Origin of the sequence: Trueperella sp. LYQ141, assembly GCF_046599555.1 — a bacterium.
Taxonomy (GTDB): Bacteria; Actinomycetota; Actinomycetes; order Actinomycetales; family Actinomycetaceae; genus Trueperella.
Window position 1 is genome coordinate 103,444 of the sequence record NZ_JBKIWQ010000001.1, and the last position, 18,577, is coordinate 122,020.

The following is an 18,577-nucleotide window of genomic DNA, read 5'->3' on the forward strand; positions in this document are numbered from 1 at the left end:
AGATTGATACATTCTTAGCTATTGCGTGCATTGCTGTATGCCTGCTCGCTGGCTCGTATTCAGTTGCCGGCTCACCGTCAGCACGTATCTAAAACGGTTCGCCTGCTCTGGGCTGCAGGTTCGACATGTAAAAGCACATCCCGCCTAGCTAGCTCTGATTGGCGAACACCTGGCAAACCTCAGCAGGAAATACGTTTCCCCAAAGTATGGAAAGGTCAGGCGGTAGTCACTGCCTTTCCGATCTTCTTTCCCTCCTCTCGCACCTACCTGTGTACTTTCTCTTTTGCGCTAAGGACTCCTGGTTAGGCGCCGATCTGGAATCCAATGTGATGAGGTCTGTTATCCTGTAGCGGCTGTTCAAGATCGCAGACGTCAATAACGTCATCTGCTGTTGCGTCACTTGCCAGCCCGCTGTTGACCATGCGCAATGCATGTTTCTTCAAGGCGGCATGCAAAATGTTGCGCACGCTGCGAGCATTGGCGAAGCCGAGAGTGCCACACAGCGAACGGAAAATCTCAGTTAATGCCGTAATTGCCGCTTCTGAGAGCGAATAATCCGCACGGGCAACCATCATTTTTGCAATATCCACCAGCTCCTCAGGCGAATAGTCCTCGAAAATGACGTGAGTATCTACCCGAGAAGCAAAACCGGGATTAGTTCGGATTAGTTCGTCGATTTCCTTGGTGTATCCAGCCAGAATGACAACAACCTCATCTCGGTATTGCTCCATGTGATCCAATAACGCCACAATTGCTGCTTGGGCGTCGGCGCTGGGCTGATTGATGGAGTATGCCTCGTCAATAAAAAGGATTCCTCCGCGCGCTTGATGAAAAGCCGCACTGACGGCGAGGGGATTGGCGATCTGATAACCACTTACCGGCACGAACAATCCAGTGGCAAGCACCCCGGCTTCGGCAAGCGCATGACCGACGAGCCTCGCAACCTCAGATTTTCCAGTGCCGGGGTTTCCTTTGAAAGCCATGTGAAGGGGGAGCGGGGCGGTACGTTTTCCGGCGTCACGTCGTTGGCGTGCATGTGAATGGTAGGTCAAGTATTCCGCTAGTTTTGCCTTCACATTGCTCAGACCGATCATGTCATCCAGGGATAATTCGCTTAATTCTTTTTGACGTTGGGCTGCGTCAATATCCATAGCTTGAGCTGCCTGACGAATATCTGCTTCGATAATAAGGCGTTGATCGTCGTTCTGATTCTCCGGTTGGGCGGTTATCGCAGTCCTGGCCATGCTGGTTGTGTGCTGCGCAGGCATCGAAGTAGTAGCGGTATCTGTAGCATCCGCAGCACAAACAGCAGGAGTGCCCACAGCAGCAGTTTCCTCGTCGGAACTCATAATGGAGCGAGATAGCCGAAATTCCTGAGCAACCAGGGATTTCTCAAAAAGTGAGCGCACAAAACGGGCGTTTCCTTGGTCACTGGGTACGCCCATCCGTTCAAAAACTTCTCGGGCGAAGCTGTGTGCCTCAGGGGTTAAATTGTGCTCAATCTGGTTCACCATGAACTCAAAGATCGCGAGTTTTTCTTCTGAGGTGTAATCCGGAAAGTTAATCACATGAGCTATCCGAGAGCGGAAACCAGGATTGGTTGCCAGGAGCTGGTTGATTTCACGTCGATAGCCAGCAAGAATGACCACGGTATTTCTTCGGTTGATTTCCATGTAGCTGATAAGTTCCGAGATGAACACCTCGCGCCCGGTCAGGGCGTATGCCTCGTCAATGAAAAGCACTCCGCCGCATGCGCGTTCTAAGTGATCGCTGGTGAGGGATTTTCCCGTCACGGTAACGACCCGAGCTTCACTAACCAGATGATGGGCTTTGAAAAGATCGGCGATACGAGTGGCGAACTCAGTTTTTCCAGTTCCTGGTGCACCGACGAAAGCCATGTGCATAGTGGGCAACGTGACGGGAATACCTGAGTTGATCTTGCGTTTGACGGCGATCTGCCGTCCGATTAATGACTGAATGACCCGCTTAGGTTCAGTCAGCCCGATAAGGGCGGCGAGGCGTTGTTGGGGGTCGGGTTGCGCGGTGTGCTGATCGAGTTTCTGATATTGCGGGAAGTCTCGTAAGAGGATCTCCTCGCGATACCACTGGCGATAGGTCTGCTCTACGCTTATATCGCCTGAACGGTGGGCGTGTTCAGAAAGGAGCTCTAAGGCGCGGTCGTTGAGTTCAACGCCGTCGGATGTGGCGCGCATGTGCAGATATTTGTGTGCTGCATCGTGATCGCCTAGCGATGGGGCAGCGAGTGGGCGAATGACTTGAACTATCCCTGGCAGATAATCCTGTACGAGTTGGAGGACTTCCTCGTCGGTGGTTGTTAGCACGATAATGAGTTGGAGTTTTCCTTCGTATGGTGCAATGACACGAAGCCACTGTTTGAAATTTTCTGCGGCAGAACCGCGATCGTTGACTTTTCCTAGGGCGTCAAAGCGACCGTATTTAAGCACGAGGGTATTGCCCAGCACTCCATTTAGCGCGGCGGCGGTGGGAATGAAGCGTGGGTGTTCGAAGGAGGGGCGCGGTACGTCGAAATCGAGTTCAAAGACGTGCCCTGATATTCGGTTCTGCGCTGCCAGGGCAGATAGGAGAAGCGTTAATGCGGGGATGTGCCCGGTATCCGTTGCTTGATGAAAAACATAGGAGACGGGGAAGCGCAAATTCTGAGATTCGGTGAGTTCGGTGCGCGCTACAGATTGTATGACGGCAAGTTCGTCCATGACGGGGGAGTGCCAGTTATTCGGCGGTAGTTCGTCGATCAGTGTTGGTAAGGGTTTGGAATCGTCAATAATCCAGTCTGTTGCCCAGGTGGAATCGTGGAATATATCGGCAAAACGAGTCAGGCCCAGGCGTGCCATATTTGCTTTGCTTAGCTGACCGAAGAGGTATTCGCTTGGGCGGGTAAACTCGCCGGCATTAACGACATGTTGGGTAAAGCTGAGCTTTTCGGGTGTAGGTAAGCCCCACTTTTTCAGTGCTTCATGCGTAACCTTAGTCAAATCCTGTTCGCTGGTGTGATCCCACGAGCTGAGGATATATACCGCAAGGGATTCCTGACTAAATCTGGAGGCGACGGGTATTGCAACAAAATGCGGATCACTGAGCTGAGTAATATCGCTGGGTATGTTACGGCTTATCGAAGCGAACGGATCTGCGTCAAACTTTGATGGGCGTGACGGGAAAACGAAATGTACTTTGAAGAACTGCACGATATTCCTTATGTATGCATTAGAGGGGACGAAAGACGGGTGGAAACGGGTGTGATTGACCAGTAGTCATTGATAGCAGCTAGGCCAATTGATGCCAGTTGCCAGCGCTAATTAGCTAGTTGCTAGCGTCAATTAGTAGGCGTGTGCGGGTCTCTGGGGAACCGACGGGTGTGCTGCGGCAAGCTGATCGTGAGGAAGAGGTCAGGTGTAATGCTCCTTTGATTTCAGGTGGTATCGCTGAGGGGGGCGGAGGTTGCGTGAGGCTGCGCAAGGCTTCCGGCGAAAGGTAAACTTTGCCTTTTATGTACGGCGTGCTTACGCAGGGCAAATCCTGAGGAAATGGGGTGTGCTTTACCGTAAAACGCGCCTGTGCGAAGCGAAATATGCCTGGCAGCAAGAGCTGCTGTGTAAAGCTGGCATGTCTGCTATCTGCTCCCCGATGAATCAATGCGTGTTGAGAGCCGATCAACAGGCGTTACCTCCAGATCTGACGATGAAGTTGGCTTTGGCGGGTAACGCCTGATGGTAGCTGCTAGCCGCGTGCTATAGGCAGCGCATTTTTAGCACGCGGCTTTTCGTATCGCGTTCCGTATTTCCTCATCAATGTTACGGAAAAATTCCTCTGGGCTGAGGCGCGGATCAACACGGTTGATGAGGTCATCTAGAGCGAACTCGGTTACTTGCGTATTGGTTTTGCGGAATTCTGCGGCGGCGGTGTTCGCAAAGCGTGCGCGGCTTTGGCCTTCAAAGGAGAGCGGATGGGTGACGTATGCTGCGGTGCCGATGCCGAGTTGGTGTGCCAGGTGGGCTGTTTCTATGGCAAGGCTTGTTCCGGTCGGACCGCCACCACCAAAAACGATGATGAATTGGGTTGCGGTGTTCGCGGCTGCTATAAGGTGTTCGTGTTCGGATTCAGTAAGGGTGGTGGGCTCGGTGGGAGCCGCAGATTCGTTTGGTTTACGGTCGAGATAGATGACGGTAAAGCCGTCTTTTTCGAGTGGCTGTGCAATGTTCTTACCGGCACTTCCGGTTGCAATAATGAGTTTCATGGAATGTTTCCTTCTCCTCACGGTCTTATTGACCTAGCTCAGTCAGCCCGCAGGAGGTTGCCGATCGGCAACGCTTACCCCGCGAACCGAACGACGGTAAGCGTTTCAGGATAGCAGAGGGGAAAATCCTGCGCAAGCGTCCTGTTGGTGTGCTTTCTGTAGTGTTAGAAGCCGTGAATGTGCCTACATCATCCTCGGTGTTTAATCAGGGGCTAAAGACGCGGGTGCGGTTATGTACGTTCTTTTCTTTCTTTATTGCCTCCCCTTTGTGCTCTCAAGATCTAGCCGTCTGGTTTTCCTAACCTGCTAGCGACTTCCTACTGTTTGGCGTGCGCTAACCGACCAGCCCTCACGGTCCTATCTACTCCAAAGCGCCATCAACGCCGAGCCGTATCCGTCAGTTCGTGATGCGTGGCTAAACGGGGTAACAGCCCGATGTTTTGTATGAATAATGTTCCTATGTAATCGGCTATTTCTCATGTTTGGTAGGTGTTAGCAGCCATCCGCACGCTCGAATGAGGTAACGCGTGGGGACGTGTCAGCGCTATTTCCCGAGAAAATCCTGAATGCGTTTTCTGCGCAATTGGATTCGTCTCGTCATCTCGCCAATGAGTTCGTACCAGTCTTCGCGACTTTGAGGACGCGGAGATTCTACGCTGTGACCAGGAAGCAACTTCGCTGCCAGTCTTCCGTCTTTTTCTGCCAGCCAATCATCCAAAAATAGATTGTTAGGATCCTTAGAAATCATCTCCCGCATAAGATCTGCCAGATGTATTCGCTGTTCCTTGGACGTTTCCCCGAGAAAGGCGCAGTTATTCTCGATGAAGTGATACGTTGATAAATCCCAATAATCGTCGGTTTTCCGCGGTATGCTTCTTCCCGTATTGAAACCATTGGGCACAATCACCAAATTTGCCAGCGTATAGGCTTCCCGAATGAATTCAGCTAGCGGCTCGATGTACTCTGCCGTCGCAAAACCGTATTCTTCATCGTAAAAATGTTCGTTGATAAAATCCCATCGCCAATTACTATCACCAGGCCATAATCTCATGGCTCTCCGGTATGTGGTGGCGATGGAGCACATCCAGTCCCCTTGAACCACTATCTGCCCAGCGGCATTTCTTGGGGAATCCTTAGGGTCCTCTCTTTTGACGCACTTATATGTGGGGTTCTTAAGCCAAAGCTGATAATAAAAATCCCATGCGTATGCGCCACCGTCTGAATCCTGATGAGGGCATCCAAAAAATCCAGTAGTGCTATCTGGTCGGCAATCGCATGTGGTAGGCAGCGGGGCATAATATTCGAGCCATGCTTTCACATGCGCTGTTCCAGGTTTTTGCTCATCCAATTCCGGATTCGCGCTAATGAGGAAGGTGTGAAGATCAAATACTGTTTGCATGGTTTTCCTTAATCGAGGTTGTACGCGTGAGGCGGTATGTCGGCGTTGTGTAGGAGGATTTTGCGCAGCTATACGGTGATTTCGATGTGGTTGCCCTCGGCGTCGAGGATCACTGATTCGTAGTAGCCATCGCCGGTTGTTCGTGGAGCGCTTTCTAGCCGGTATCCGGCTGCAGTGAGTTGGCGAGTTTTCTCATCTACAGCTTCGCGGCTACCGACGCTAAAAGCGATGTGGTGGTATCCCAATCCCTGCCCGCTAGCCGAGCTATTGCGATTGTCATTGTGCATAATTTCAAGACGTGGTCCGTCGGAAAAAGTTATGAAGTACGACGAAAAGCCAGTGCGCTCGTTGACGTATCTGTTATTGGATGTGCCGTCGAAATATCGCACAAAGAATTCTCGTGCTCGCTCAAGATCTGCAACGTACACGGCGATGTGTTCAACCTTCATGCAACCACTTTAGACCAGGGGGGGGTGAGGGCAATAGAGGGCAATAGGAAGAACAGAGAAAGGCAGGAAGAAAAGCGAAAAGAGCGCCGGAGAATGAAAGCTTCACCAACCGTCGGGCAATCTCCGCGCATGGTTATCTTCGCTATCACTTATGATGACTCTATGGGAATACCGGGAAGTGAGGAAGTGGCTCTGAGTCGGCCTCGCGCAATATACGCCTGGATGCGCTGCCACGGATGGCTATTTCGACCGTTGTTACTGCTTGCCGTACTTGTCACCTTAGGGGTCGTGACCTTCTTCCTGTTCGACGCCCTGGAGCCAGGCTCGTATCCGGCTCAAATCAATTCCGCGATTATCGGATCTCTCGTCACTGTTTTTATCGCGTTCAGCGTCGCCATTGTTGCGCTCTGGTCGCAGTTCGCCCAGCGTCACGACGCGAGAAGGCTGGAGCGTGTTCGCCATGATTCTCGGCAGCGTCGAGCCATTCAGGTTGGGCGTATGCGGATTCCAGACATTATCGCTATCCGCTCAGCGCGCAAAGGCGTTGATCTGCGCGAGATTTGCCCGATTGAATGGCATTGGAATCCAGACCCTCGACCGTTATCAGATGATGCCCGACGTGAAGTTGAGGCTGTGCTGCCGTCGTTGCAAGAAAAAGCGGAGAAAAGAGGTGTCGTTCTGACGAATGGTCCGCGTGTTGATCTAGTTCGTGCGATTCCTTTTATGAAGACATCCACCCAAGAAGTAAAGGCGGGTGGGCGCAAAGATCTTGCGGGTTTACGGTTAGAGGTTTCCTCTGGAGAGTATTTCGATTTTGTTTCGACGGCGGCGCGCCTGGAAGCGAAGGCAGCGGCTGGCGAGGGTACCGTGCGCGAATTTCTCAACGTGCACATCGATTGTATTGAAGAGATCCATCGCTTGCCTTTCCTGGCTTCGATGGGGTCGGGAACTGTTGTGCTGACGAAAGATCAGCAGCTTGTTGTGGGGATACGAGGAAATACTTACATTGCTAGTGGTGCTCGTTCTGGGGATTACGCGGTTGATAGCCCGCGGAAGGTTCATTTCATTGCGGAGGGGATGCTTCCTGACGATATCAGCACAGCGGATGATCCAAGCGAGATTGCTTCGCGCAGAGGCTTAGAAGAGGAACTAAATATTGGGTTAACTCGGGGCTGTACGGGTCGGGTTGTTGAGCATGCGGCGACGGGATTTTTTCTCGATACATTGCGGATGCAGCCCTGTTTTTCGTATTTTGCACAGATTGATCAGACCTTTGACGAGCTGCACACCTGCCATGTGATGGCGCCAGATTCGTGGGAAGCCTCGAATTTGGTGGCGTTACCGTTTTCGCTGGAACGCCGCGATATGCGGCAGTTATTGCTCGGAAGCCATCCTGATTATGAATTGGCGTCGAATCACGCTGCCGCAATGTTGTGGTTTGCGCTCATCTATCGTTTTGGTTTTACTGCTGTACGCGACTATCTCACGACGCCGTTCCTGTTAGAGAAGTGAGAAGTGCCCGAGCTGTAATGCTGTGTTCCCTGCGGGTATTTTGGCGGTTTGCGGTCGGCTGGTAGGCGGGTTGGTAGCGCGTATCTTGCCTGAGATCTGTTCCGATGGGAATTGCTCCATTTTGCGTGTTGTCGCCTAACGCTCTGTGCTGTTATCGGGATCTTTTCGGTTTATGCCGAACCCCATGCTGCGCTTTGTTGTCGGCAAGCCGAGATGCAATGTGCTCTTGCTGTTTGAGTAGCTGGTTTGTAGTAGATCTTCAGTTGATTCGGGTGCAGGATTGGAGGGGATTAAGGAAACGTCCTTTTGTTTTAAGACGGATCTGGGCGGGATATAATCAAATTGGCTGTATTCCTTAAAGCCGGCGAATAGCTCTTTGCGATGGGAGTTTACTGCATGTCTATCGTCATTACCGAAGAATTTGCTGCGGCTTTAGCACGCTTAAACGCGAGAAAAAGCGTGTTGATTACTGGTAAAGCGGGCACCGGAAAGTCAACGCTACTTCGGGAGTGGATAAATTCAGCCCATAATCGCAATATTCTCGTTACTGCTCCTACAGGTGTGGCAGCGCTAAATATTGACGGGTTCACAATCCATCGTTCTTTCGGGTTTCGCCCTGGGATGTATCCTGATGATCTTGCGGCCGGCGGAGCCTGGAAACCGACATCTCGTATTCGCAAACTACTAAAGACTATAGATGCTCTTGTTGTGGATGAAATTTCCATGGTTCGGGCGGATTTATTTGACATGATGGATCTTGCGTTGCGTGATATACGTGATTCGCAAGTGCCTTTCGGTGGTGTGCAGCTAGTGCTTGTCGGTGATCTGCTCCAGCTTCCACCAATCGTTGACTACAAGGAAGCTCGAGTTTTTGAATCGCGCTGGGAAACGCCGTTTTTCTTTTCATCGCATGTTTTCCGGGAACTTCACGTGCAAAATATCCATCTGACAACGGTATGGCGGCAAGTTGATAGTCAATTTCTGGAAATCCTCAATCAAGTTCGTGAGGGGAATGTTGGTGAATCTGCGCTTGAGGTGCTAAATCAGCGGGTGGATCCGAACTTCCAGGCCCCTGACGGGTGGGTTACGCTTGCCTCCCGCCGTAACAGAGTGGCTCTTATTAATGAGTCTCGTCTTGACGAACTTGACACTCGCCAATTTACGTCGCAGGCCCGTTATACCGGCAAATTTGATAGTGATTCCTTCCGTAGCGGTAAGTTCGGTAGCAATTCCTTTCCTGGCTCAGAAGAGCTGACCTATGCGGTTGGCGCTCGTGTTATGACGATTAGGAATGACGAAGATGGTCGCTTCGTTAATGGCAGTTTTGGCACTATTACTCGCGCTACTATGCATCGCATTACCGTCCGTCTCGATCACAGTGGTGAGGAAGTCGAACTTGGGAAACATACGTGGGAAATTAAAGAACCCACAGTCACTGGAGGCATGCTCAGCAGTGAAATTATCGGCACAGTTACGCAGTTTCCCGTCATTCTTGCCTGGGCGATTACTATCCACAAGGCGCAGGGTAAAACAATTCCGAAGCTATTTATTGACCTTTCTGGTGGAACGAGGACGGAAGGGCAGTTCTATGTGGCGTTATCGCGGGCGGTAGATCTGGAGAATGTTCGGTTCAGTGCTCCGGTTAAAACCGCTCATATCCGTGCGAATAATAGCTTGGTGCGCCAGATTCGTCGGGAGGTTGAGACGGGTGAATCAACTGATCGTCTAGTTCTGATGTCTTTTGATGGGGTAGATTTTGGGATCAGTAACCACCTGGCCCGTGTGCACGTTATCGTGCTGGAACGCGGAGAAACGGTTGCAGAGTTTGGGTCCTGGATCAATCCGATGGCAGATCTGGGTGATTTTGGCGAACGGAATAATATTCCGGTTGGCGGTTTAGCGCTTGCCCCTGCTCTGGGAGATTTCTGGCCGTTGCTGTTGCGCCAATCTGCCGGTGCGCTTGTTATTGCGGATGGTCTGCCGATGGTGGAGCGAGCGGTTCGTCATCAAGAAAAAGGCATGGATCTCGCACTTGGGCATGGATATGACGCATCTGAGCTGGATATTGACGTCTCTGGTGAGGATGTGATGCAACGGTGCCGAAGTATTAGAGATGCTCTGATCCGTAAACAGCAGTTTTCCGCGTATGGGCATCTTGTTCCTCCGGCGGCTCAGGATACTGAGGGTGCGGTATTTATTCCGTCTTGGGCTCCACCAAGCCCTATGGTGTTAGATCCTCAGCGGGCAACGGCATCGGATCGAGCCTGGGCGGCTTATTCTGGCGGTGAGACTGAGAACCAGGATCGAGATGAGCTTGTTGAAACTGCAGAATTGCTCTCGGCATGGGCGCTATCGAGAGGGTCATGGACGGCGGAAGAACTGGCGGACGTGCGCCAGCGTGCGGTCCGTGCCGGTGTGACTCATCTGGACCTGCCGAATGTTGAGGAGCCGGACGGTAAAGTTGGAGAGCTTTTAGCTCCTGGAACTCGCGTCGCGTTTACGGGGGTTAGGGATCTTATTGGTGGATTTGACGATGATCGACTCAAGCAGATCTGTTCGGAAAGGGGATTGACCTATGCGGCGGGAGTTTCCCGGACGCGCTGTGACGTTTTGGTGGCCTGTGATCGTGCGTCTATGTCGCGAAAAGCTCAGAATGCGCGAGAGTATGGGAAACCGATCGTCACGTGGGAGGCATTTGAGGAATGGTGCGCCTCGGCAGGGTCTGTGCCGTCTGAACCGATGACGGTGTTGCCGCAGGAGCAGATAGAAGAAGCGGAGGTAGTGCGCGAGCTGCCGGTGTGTGACGATTTGCGAAATTCTACGGTGGAGGTCAAGGCTAAGGCAGAAGTTGTGGAAAAGGCGGAAGAGCCAAAGATGACGGAGCCTGTGCGTTGGGAAACCCCGGAAGAGTTCCTTAAAGAAGGGATTCGAGTGGCTTTCCGTGGCTCAACCATTATTGGAAACAAGCTGTATCCACACGGTGAAGCCTTACAGAATGTTTGCGTCAGCCTTGGGATTGAGTATAAACAAGCTGTAACAAAGACCCGTTGTGATCTTCTGGTAACAGACTCTGCTGAGGGTAGTGACGGAAAGATGAAACTGGCACGTCGCTACGGTACTCCGCTGATGCGTCAGGCGGATTTTAGCCGCTGGGCAACTAAACAGCTTGATGATGAAACCAATGTCGATAATGCGTTTGACAACGCAGGTGGCGTTTCACCGGCACGTCTTGACGAGGAGATTGTTGACGATGTTGATCGCGGTGATGTGCGAGAGGTATCGTGCGATGGGGTGCACGGTTCGGAGTTGAACTCAGCCTCTTTCTCTCCTTCTCGGCGCGGGGCGCCTCCTGCTTATATGCCACCTATTAGTCCGGTATCGTCGCCATCTTATGACGAGAAGGTAAACTCCTTTCGTGATCCGGCGATCTCAGGATTATCCAATGCGGCGTGGCTTAATTGTGGTGGAGTGAGTGTGCCATCGTTGGAAGCAAGCGGGCGTGAAGAATTAGAAACGGGTGTGCCTGGCAATCTGAAAACAGGTAAATCTGGCGATGAGGCAGTGCGGAAATGTAAAAAATACGCTAAGTATGCTCTCATTGTATTTCTGCTGATACTGCCGGTTGCGGGGTTGGCGCCGAAGTTACCTGTGTTAAATAATGTCGGAGCCGTCATGGTACTTGTATGGTTTATATTCCTTGGGTTTATGACGTACTTTGGCATTATTGCACTGATTGCTCGAAGGAAAGAGAAAAGATTGCAAAGGTAGCTGTTAGCTTATGCGCAACAGCGGTACGCGCTCGCTGGCACGGTAAATTACGGGTACGAGAGGCGTGGAATCTGTGGGATAACTCAGCTCGTGGCTTTTTCATACAAGGTAAACAGGTGGGCGACGATTTCCTCTTCGCTGCAGTTTGCGGGCAGACCGTAGGCACGTTCCACCGCGACGTCGAGGGCTTTATGTGCCTGAGTGAGCTCTGGGTAGAGCCAGTCGTTATCGGGATCGTAGAGGTCAGCTAAGGTGGCGTCGGGGTATTGGGCGCGGGCATCCAGCACGGCTTGTGCGGCTGTTTCGATAGCTGCGCGCTGGGCATCGGTCGGTTTTGGCCAGACGAGGGTGTTATACACGATGGTGTTGGCGTAGCTGTAACGCATTTCTAACCGACCAGCTACCGCTCGCATCCAGGCATTATGTACGCGAGACATTAAGGCCCCGAACACGTATAGAGAATCTGACATAACAAAATACAGCTTGTCACCAGGGATCATACCGTTGGTTACGAAACCCATTGGAATATAACGCCGACGCTCAGAGGAAACTTTTGGAACCCCAATATATGTGCCATTACCTTGGTATCGGATTTCATCGAAGAGCCATGGGGTAGCTGCTTTTTTCTGAGTGGCGACTTTTGAAGACTGTAAGCGCATTTCTCGCACACCTTCAACGCGCGCCCGTGTAAGAGGCAAATCTTTCAGGTGATGAGGTGGGCAATCGACTAGCCACAAACAATAGCGAGGGATTCCCTTAATAAATTCTTCACCCATGGAAAACGGTTTTATCCACTGGGCTGCTGCTGGTTCAGCTTTGATTAGTTCGTCTCGTTCGGCTTGAGATAATAAAAGATTTCCTCCGTCGGTTGGTTTACCGCCAGCAATCATAGGTGTAGGTGCACTTAACGGCTTGCTTTGCTTGCTGATAAACACATTGGGAGCAGGCGCTAAATAGGCGTTGATATTTGCGGGGTGCTCAATCGTGACTTCACTGTCTTTGCTATGGCTAAACAATATCTTTGTTTCACGCTCTTGATAGCCAAACCCCACAACCACCACATGCACATGCGCGGCGTCGTTAGAGTCATTCGTCCACACAAAGGAGCGATGTGCAAAGTTAATTACCAATCCGTCAGCAAACAACGGTTTCCACAGCGGCTCTACCTGTTGGCCCTGCGTGATGGAATTAGAAGCAACGAGAGCAGCCTGCACGTTCGTGCCTTTCATATACTCAGCAGCCCGTTTGAACCAGCACGCTACATAATCCAGCACTCCACCGGACTTGCCCATCACCCGCAAACGGTCAGCTTTTTGCTCGGGCGAATGGTTGGAATACCCCACAAACGGCGGGTTGCCAATGATGTAAGTGCATCGGGGGGGGGACTATTTTCTGCCAGTCCAGCTCTAAAGCATTACCCTGCACAATATGCGCCGTATCGTGCAAGGGTAAATCTTCAACCACGCCATACACAATAGATTGTGTTTCCGCATTCGCTTGCAGCTCGGCAATCCATAAGGCGGTTTTGGCTACGTTAACCGCAAAATCGTTAATCTCGATGCCATGAAATTGTTGCAGGGAGACTTTCAAGGGCGAATATTCTTCAGAGAGTGCTAGCATGCCTTGATGATTTTGCAGTTCAGAGAGAACTTTGTTTTCCAGTTTTCGCAGTTCAATATAGGTTTCAGTCAAAAAGTTACCCGAACCGCAGGCGGGATCAAAAAACGTCAAGCCAGCGATTTTATCGTGGAAACGCATCAATTGATTACGTCGTTTCGATTCGCTTAACCTGTTAGTATGCAAAATTTCTTTCAACTCATTTTTGAGATCATCTAAAAATAGCGGATCAATCACGCGGTGAATATTCTCCGGTGATGTGTAATGCATACCGCCGGAGCGGCGCGTTTCCGGGTTAAGCGTAGATTCAAACACCCCACCAAACACGGTGGGAGAAATTTGCGACCAGTCCGTGCCTTGGGAAACTTCATTTAATAAAAAGTCCACAATTTCGGCAGTAAAGTTAGGGATCTCCACCTCGGCTTCAAAGAGACCCCCATTCACATACGGAAATTCTTTTAAGGTTTCAGCGGCATAAGGGTCGCGCTGATCGTCTGGAGTTTTTAGATATACGAATAATTCTTTGAGCGCGAGCCGCACCATTGAGGCTGGTAGCGCACGTAAATAGCGATAAAAAGAATCTTTTTTGAACAGCCCTGCATCTTCAGCAAATAATAAAAATACGAGCCGCACGCATAATACGTTTAAGCAATGGCGGGCATGAGCTGAATCGGGGTCTACATATTGTGCACGTAATTTATCGTAAAGCTGACCAATTAACCGACCGGCTTCTACCGACACTTTGGTTTCTCGGCGACGGCGCGCTAGTTGCGGATCGATAAGAAAATCAAGCAAATGTAACTGTTCAGGCAGCTCAGCAAGCGTAAATTCTTCGTAGTTTTGGGCGGGATTATCAGCGTCTAAATTATGAATTCTAAAAGTACCAAAATCACACACAATAATCGTGTTCGGGCGTTCAGAATTACGCAACGAATCTGCATAACGTTTAGCCTGTTCAAACGGGGTAACTAGGGTGCCTTGTCGCAACTCAGGTTTATCTAAATTTACGCCCAGTGACTTTTGTTCCACCACAGTTTTGGCGTCTCGAATAGTTACATCAATAAAACCGCGTGCCGTTGTCGCATTTTCAAAACGCACATTAGTGGTGACGTCTTCCATCCCCACCACATTGCCTAAAAGCTCCAACCAAAAAGATGCGGTATCGCCTTTTTCGTAACCGCGCCCAGCCCACTTTTCGGCAAAGCGCCGGGCGGCTTGCTTTCGCTCTAAAGCGGCCTGTTGCGCCATTTCAACTCCCTGGTTAGTTGGTTGGCAGTTAGCTCTGGCTGGCGAATCGCCGGATACTGCTGCCTGCCGGCAGGATCTTGTGTGTGGAACCTTGCGGTGGCACTACCAATTCTGCCACATGCTACTTTTGCCGGAAAACACTGCCTGGGTTCTTTGGTTTGCTCACATGCCTAACCGCGTCTAATAGATTGCTGACGTATGCCTGGCCTCTCGCCCGCTCTTCTGATGCTGCTAGTCTCGGGCGGGGCGGCTCCTAATGTTATAGGTGGGGCACCTCCTAATGTGCGGGAAGTATCTGAGTATGCGGTGCTATCTCGTATATGCCTGTTTGAAATAACGCGGATATGATCTGGCTTTGCTTGTGGCTGTCCTGCAAAACGTCGTCCGCCAAAAACTTCTTTGTCAAGAAAGAACCCTTGGAAGCAAAGTATAGAAATCATGCACTCACTGGCCCTTATGTGGGTTTTCGCGAAGGTAACATCCAAGTTTTCGCAGATGTCATATCCAATCTGACTGGCTTTTATTTATGCAGCCAAGAAAGGTCAACTCGTTCTCGTTGCCGCTGGAACGGGGATTTGTGTAGACCTGTTTGGCAATAACCGTCGGACCGCCCATAAAGGTGGGATGTCGGTATTGAGATTGCCGTATCTGCGGCGCTTCGCTTATTCGCAGTTTTCCGCGCTATCTCGGCATTTATCCTTATCCGTATTTTCCGCGAGCACCCAACAGGTGAGGCGGCAAATAACCAATTAAATTTACTATCGCCTGCACATATTGCCCGTTAGTATTGGGAGCATGAAACGCCTGTGGTCAACGATGACGGTCGCCTTTGCCGCGACTCTTCTACCTCTTTCCGCCTTCGCTGCTTCACCAGAGCCCTCGGCAGGTACAGCTTCCCCAACAGACCCTGCCTCCACGTCGGCTACTGATCTGACTACGAGATCAACCACGGTTGCTTTAGCGGCAAACGATAATAACCCGACGCCGGATGCTCTGCGCGCGGCCGATGCCTCAGTTGACGTGCTTGCCATCCAAGACGCCCACGAAGTCGAACAGCGCACCTGGAAAGATGGCAGTAAACACGGAGGGCTTGCACAACTGGCCACAGTTCTCGCTGCCCAGCGCGCCGCCAGCGCCAATACCATCACGGCCTTTGGCGGGGATTTAGCGGGCGGAACCCTGTTTGGCGCGGTCTACCGCGGAGAGCCGTTCGTCGATGCGTTTAATGAACTCAAGTTTGATGTTGCGGGATTCGGGCAGCATGATTTCGATTTCGGGCTTGACCACACGATGTCACTTATCGAACGGGCAAAATTCCCGTGGATCAGCTCGAACCTGACGGCAAATGGTAAGCCCCTCAGCCCTGACGGAACGGTTGCAATTGTTGACCGCGGTCTACGGGTGGGTTTCCTATCTATCACCGGAAATATGACGACGACGGCTGCCTCCGCGCAAGTGCAGGAGCGCGATTGGGTGCAGGCCAGTAAAGAAGCGGCAGCAGCATTAACCGCTCAGGGAGCTGACGTTATTATCGCGTTGACCCAGCTTAGCAATGACGAAACCCAGGCAATCATGCGGGAGGTGCCACAGATTCATGCTGCGGTTACGGAGGAAACGAGCGGCTCGTCACCGGCAACAGTTACCCAGGTAGATGGGCGCCCGATACTGACGCCGGAGGCTGACTATGGCACAGTGGCGCGGCTGCATATTGTGCGCTCTGCAGGCAAAATTTCGGTAGAGCCGAGCTTTATTCCGGTTGACGGGAACGTCACTCCCGATAGTGCGTGGAGCGCAAAGACTCAGCAGTACATGGACGAGTTGAATCAGCGGCTATCGGAAAAGCTGGGTGTTGCCCCACAGGGTATGGCACGCGATGTCGTCGGGCCAATTGTTGCCCAGGCGTATCGAGAGCATGAGGGCGCCGATTTTGGTTGGCAAAACGGTGGCGGGATTCGTGCAGAAATCCCTGCCGGTGACGTCACCAAGCGAACAGTGCTTTCGGTGTTGCCCTTTGCTAATAGCGTGATTACGATCCGGACGAACGGGGAGCATTTGCGCACCGCTTTGGAGCAGGCTATCGCCTCGGATCCGAAAGGGAATCGTGGGTTCCCGCGTCTGGCTGGCTTACGGGCAACGATTGATCTGACCGCCCCGGAAGGCCATCGGGTGACTGCGTTGACGACGGAGGATGGAACGCCGATCTCTCCCACTGGCTCATATACGATCGCTTTGACTCGTTATGTTTATCAGGGCGGGGATAAGGTGACGGCATTCCGAGGTGATGAGATTGTATCGGCGGATCCAGTGTTGGATGCTGAGGCCTTCGAGGCGTATGTGCGCCGCCACGGAACGCTGCTGCCATTAGATAACAATGCAAAGCCCACTCCGGCGCCCGCTCCCTCTCCGGTAAATCCACAACCGGAGAAGCCCTCAAATCCAGCTCCGAATCCGATGACCCCTGGCACTCCAGGTCCGCGCGGATCCGGCTTGGCGGCCACTGGTCTAGCTGGCGGGGAGCTTCTTGCTGGGCTGGCGCTTGTGGCTATCGGTGGCGGATTGTTGCTGATGCGGCGTTATCGTACCTACTGAGAGCCTCTGCCCCCCCCCCACCCAGCTAGTAAGCGCGGTGAAAAACTCGATTTTCCGTCGGTCTTATTGCGAGGATTTATTTATCGTGACGTCATGATTGGTTGCTAACCGTTACTGGTTAATAGATAGCAGTAACGGGCTTGTAACTCTATTTCCCCTGTTTGAACGCGATGATGGGTGTGGATAGCAGTACGTATGTGGTGCTCAATCTCAAATCTCACACGGTTGAAAGATATATCCGATATAGCGAGAATAGAAGTTGTATGCAGAGCGGGGTGCCCTGTTCTGCATACAAGCACATCTGGAGAGAAGTGAAAGAAAGACTCATCGGGATGTGAGTGCGCATAGTGGCGTGTGAGTATTGCGATGAGTTCGAGATGGATTGGCAGGAGAAGCTTTATGTCGGGCTGGCGACGGTGGGTAAGTGTCGCTTTAATGTTCGTCTTAATGGCAGCAATGGTAGAAAGTCGCTATCAACCGGGGTTAATTGTTTTTGGAGTACTGCTCCTGGCATATGGCGTTTACCGTTATCGTTTCTTTTGGAAATACCGTTCTGCAGAGCTAAGCCTTTCCCCAGCTTTACAGAGTACGCTGACGCGAGAACCAAGTCATGGATTCCCGCTTGCCTGCTGCCTAATTGCGGGTATGAGCATTATTGCCGCTTTTGGCGGCTCAATGGCACAAGATTACCAAGCCTCTGAAGCAACGAAAGTCAGTTCTTTCTCCTCCTCAGCATCTGCTAGAAAACCAAGCGCTGCACCTACTCCGACAACTGAAACAACACAGGATGTTGTGATTAAGCAGGTAGCTGGTCGAGAGGCATTGACGGTTTTGAATTCGCTTGATGTGAAAGATCCTCTGCCAGTTGTTGGGTTTTCAGAATCAGAGTTTGGCGAGGATTGGGGGAGCGTAAATCGCGGTAACTGCGATATGAGAAATCATATTCTTCGTCGAGATCTCAAGGATGTCATCATTCAAGAGGGCACGAATGAATGTGGTGTTCTTGCTGGTGATCTCGTCAGCCCATATACCGGAGAATGGATGCGCTTTGAGTTTGGGCAGGATATGGTTGGCGTTGACCATGTCGTTTCCCTTTCAGATGCGTGGCAAAAAGGTGCAGCTAATTTTCCGGTTTCGACGCGCAATGATATAGCTACCGACCCGATGAATTTACTTGTTGTTGATGCTGCTTCGTTAGGGCAGAAAGCTCATAACAATGCGGCGGGCTGGCTGCCAGCACATCAGTCATTTCAATGTGAATATGTGGCACGGCAGATCGGCGTTAAAGCAAAGTATGGTTTGTGGGTGAGTCGAGACGAAAAAGCGGCGATGACGCGGGTGCTCAATAGCTGTTCGGGGCAAAAGATACCAGCCGCCGATCAGGCGCCTGATGTTGAGCCAAATGGTCCTAAGCCTCAGCCCGAGCCTCAGCCGGAACCGACTCCGGTTGTGGAAGCTGCGCCCTCACAGCCGCAGCCACTATATGAACCAGCGCCCGCTTATGAATCTGCTCCGGTTTACGATCCAGCCCCTGCGTATGTGCCCGATCCGGCGCCTGCTCCGACGCGCACATATTATAAGAACTGTACAGAGGCTCGCGAGGCAGGTGCTGCTCCTATCCACTTTTGGGAGCCTGGTTATGGGGTCCATCTTGATCGTGATAGAGACGGGATTGCCTGCGAGCCAAAGCCGTAACCCATTAACGTGATTTCTAAAAGAGAT

Annotated in this window: 9 protein-coding genes and 1 pseudogene; 5 read left to right on the forward strand and 5 right to left on the reverse strand. The window is 51.6% G+C overall.

What is annotated here, in order from left to right:
* Nucleotides 1–302 precede the first annotated feature (302 nt).
* The gene (locus ACLHIJ_RS00510; protein ID WP_411298208.1) at nucleotides 303–3,224 is read right to left on the reverse strand and encodes an AAA family ATPase; all 2,922 of its coding nucleotides are present in this window, start codon (nucleotides 3,222–3,224) and stop codon (nucleotides 303–305) included.
* A gap of 346 nt (nucleotides 3,225–3,570) precedes the next feature.
* Here ACLHIJ_RS00510 and ACLHIJ_RS00515 point away from each other — a divergent pair, with 346 nt between their 5' ends.
* Complete coding sequence (locus ACLHIJ_RS00515; protein ID WP_411296649.1) at nucleotides 3,571–3,747, forward strand: hypothetical protein; 177 nt, start codon at nucleotides 3,571–3,573, stop codon at nucleotides 3,745–3,747.
* A gap of 37 nt (nucleotides 3,748–3,784) precedes the next feature.
* Here the strand turns inward: ACLHIJ_RS00515 and ACLHIJ_RS00520 are convergent, their stop codons facing one another.
* The 3 genes from ACLHIJ_RS00520 to ACLHIJ_RS00530 form a co-directional block, all read right to left on the reverse strand.
* Nucleotides 3,785–4,273 carry a hypothetical protein gene (locus ACLHIJ_RS00520; protein WP_411298209.1) on the reverse strand — a complete coding sequence of 163 codons (489 nt, stop codon included), beginning with the start codon at nucleotides 4,271–4,273 and terminating at the stop codon, nucleotides 3,785–3,787.
* Nucleotides 4,274–4,817: 544 nt separating this feature from the next.
* Nucleotides 4,818–5,672 carry a hypothetical protein gene (locus tag ACLHIJ_RS00525; protein WP_411298210.1) on the reverse strand — a complete coding sequence of 285 codons (855 nt, stop codon included), beginning with the start codon at nucleotides 5,670–5,672 and terminating at the stop codon, nucleotides 4,818–4,820.
* 68 nt (nucleotides 5,673–5,740) lie between these two features.
* Nucleotides 5,741–6,121, reverse strand: a complete 381-nt coding sequence (locus tag ACLHIJ_RS00530; RefSeq protein WP_411296652.1) for a VOC family protein — start codon at nucleotides 6,119–6,121, stop codon at nucleotides 5,741–5,743.
* A 93-nt stretch (nucleotides 6,122–6,214) separates the two neighbouring features.
* Between ACLHIJ_RS00530 and ACLHIJ_RS00535 the strand changes: the two genes are divergently transcribed.
* Complete coding sequence (locus tag ACLHIJ_RS00535; protein WP_411298211.1) at nucleotides 6,215–7,633, forward strand: hypothetical protein; 1,419 nt, start codon at nucleotides 6,215–6,217, stop codon at nucleotides 7,631–7,633.
* 396 nt (nucleotides 7,634–8,029) lie between these two features.
* Nucleotides 8,030–11,401 (forward strand): AAA family ATPase, encoded by a 3,372-nt coding sequence (locus ACLHIJ_RS00540; RefSeq protein ID WP_411298212.1) that lies wholly within the window; start codon nucleotides 8,030–8,032, stop codon nucleotides 11,399–11,401.
* 83 nt (nucleotides 11,402–11,484) lie between these two features.
* Here ACLHIJ_RS00540 and ACLHIJ_RS00545 read toward each other — a convergent pair.
* A pseudogene (locus ACLHIJ_RS00545) lies at nucleotides 11,485–14,266 on the reverse strand (class I SAM-dependent DNA methyltransferase).
* Between the two features lie 795 nt (nucleotides 14,267–15,061).
* Here ACLHIJ_RS00545 and ACLHIJ_RS00550 point away from each other — a divergent pair.
* Complete coding sequence (locus tag ACLHIJ_RS00550; RefSeq protein WP_411298213.1) at nucleotides 15,062–16,855, forward strand: 5'-nucleotidase C-terminal domain-containing protein; 1,794 nt, start codon at nucleotides 15,062–15,064, stop codon at nucleotides 16,853–16,855.
* A 399-nt stretch (nucleotides 16,856–17,254) separates the two neighbouring features.
* Entirely contained in the window at nucleotides 17,255–18,550 is a 1,296-nt protein-coding gene (locus ACLHIJ_RS00555; RefSeq protein ID WP_411298214.1) for an excalibur calcium-binding domain-containing protein, read from the forward strand.
* Nucleotides 18,551–18,577 lie beyond the last annotated feature (27 nt).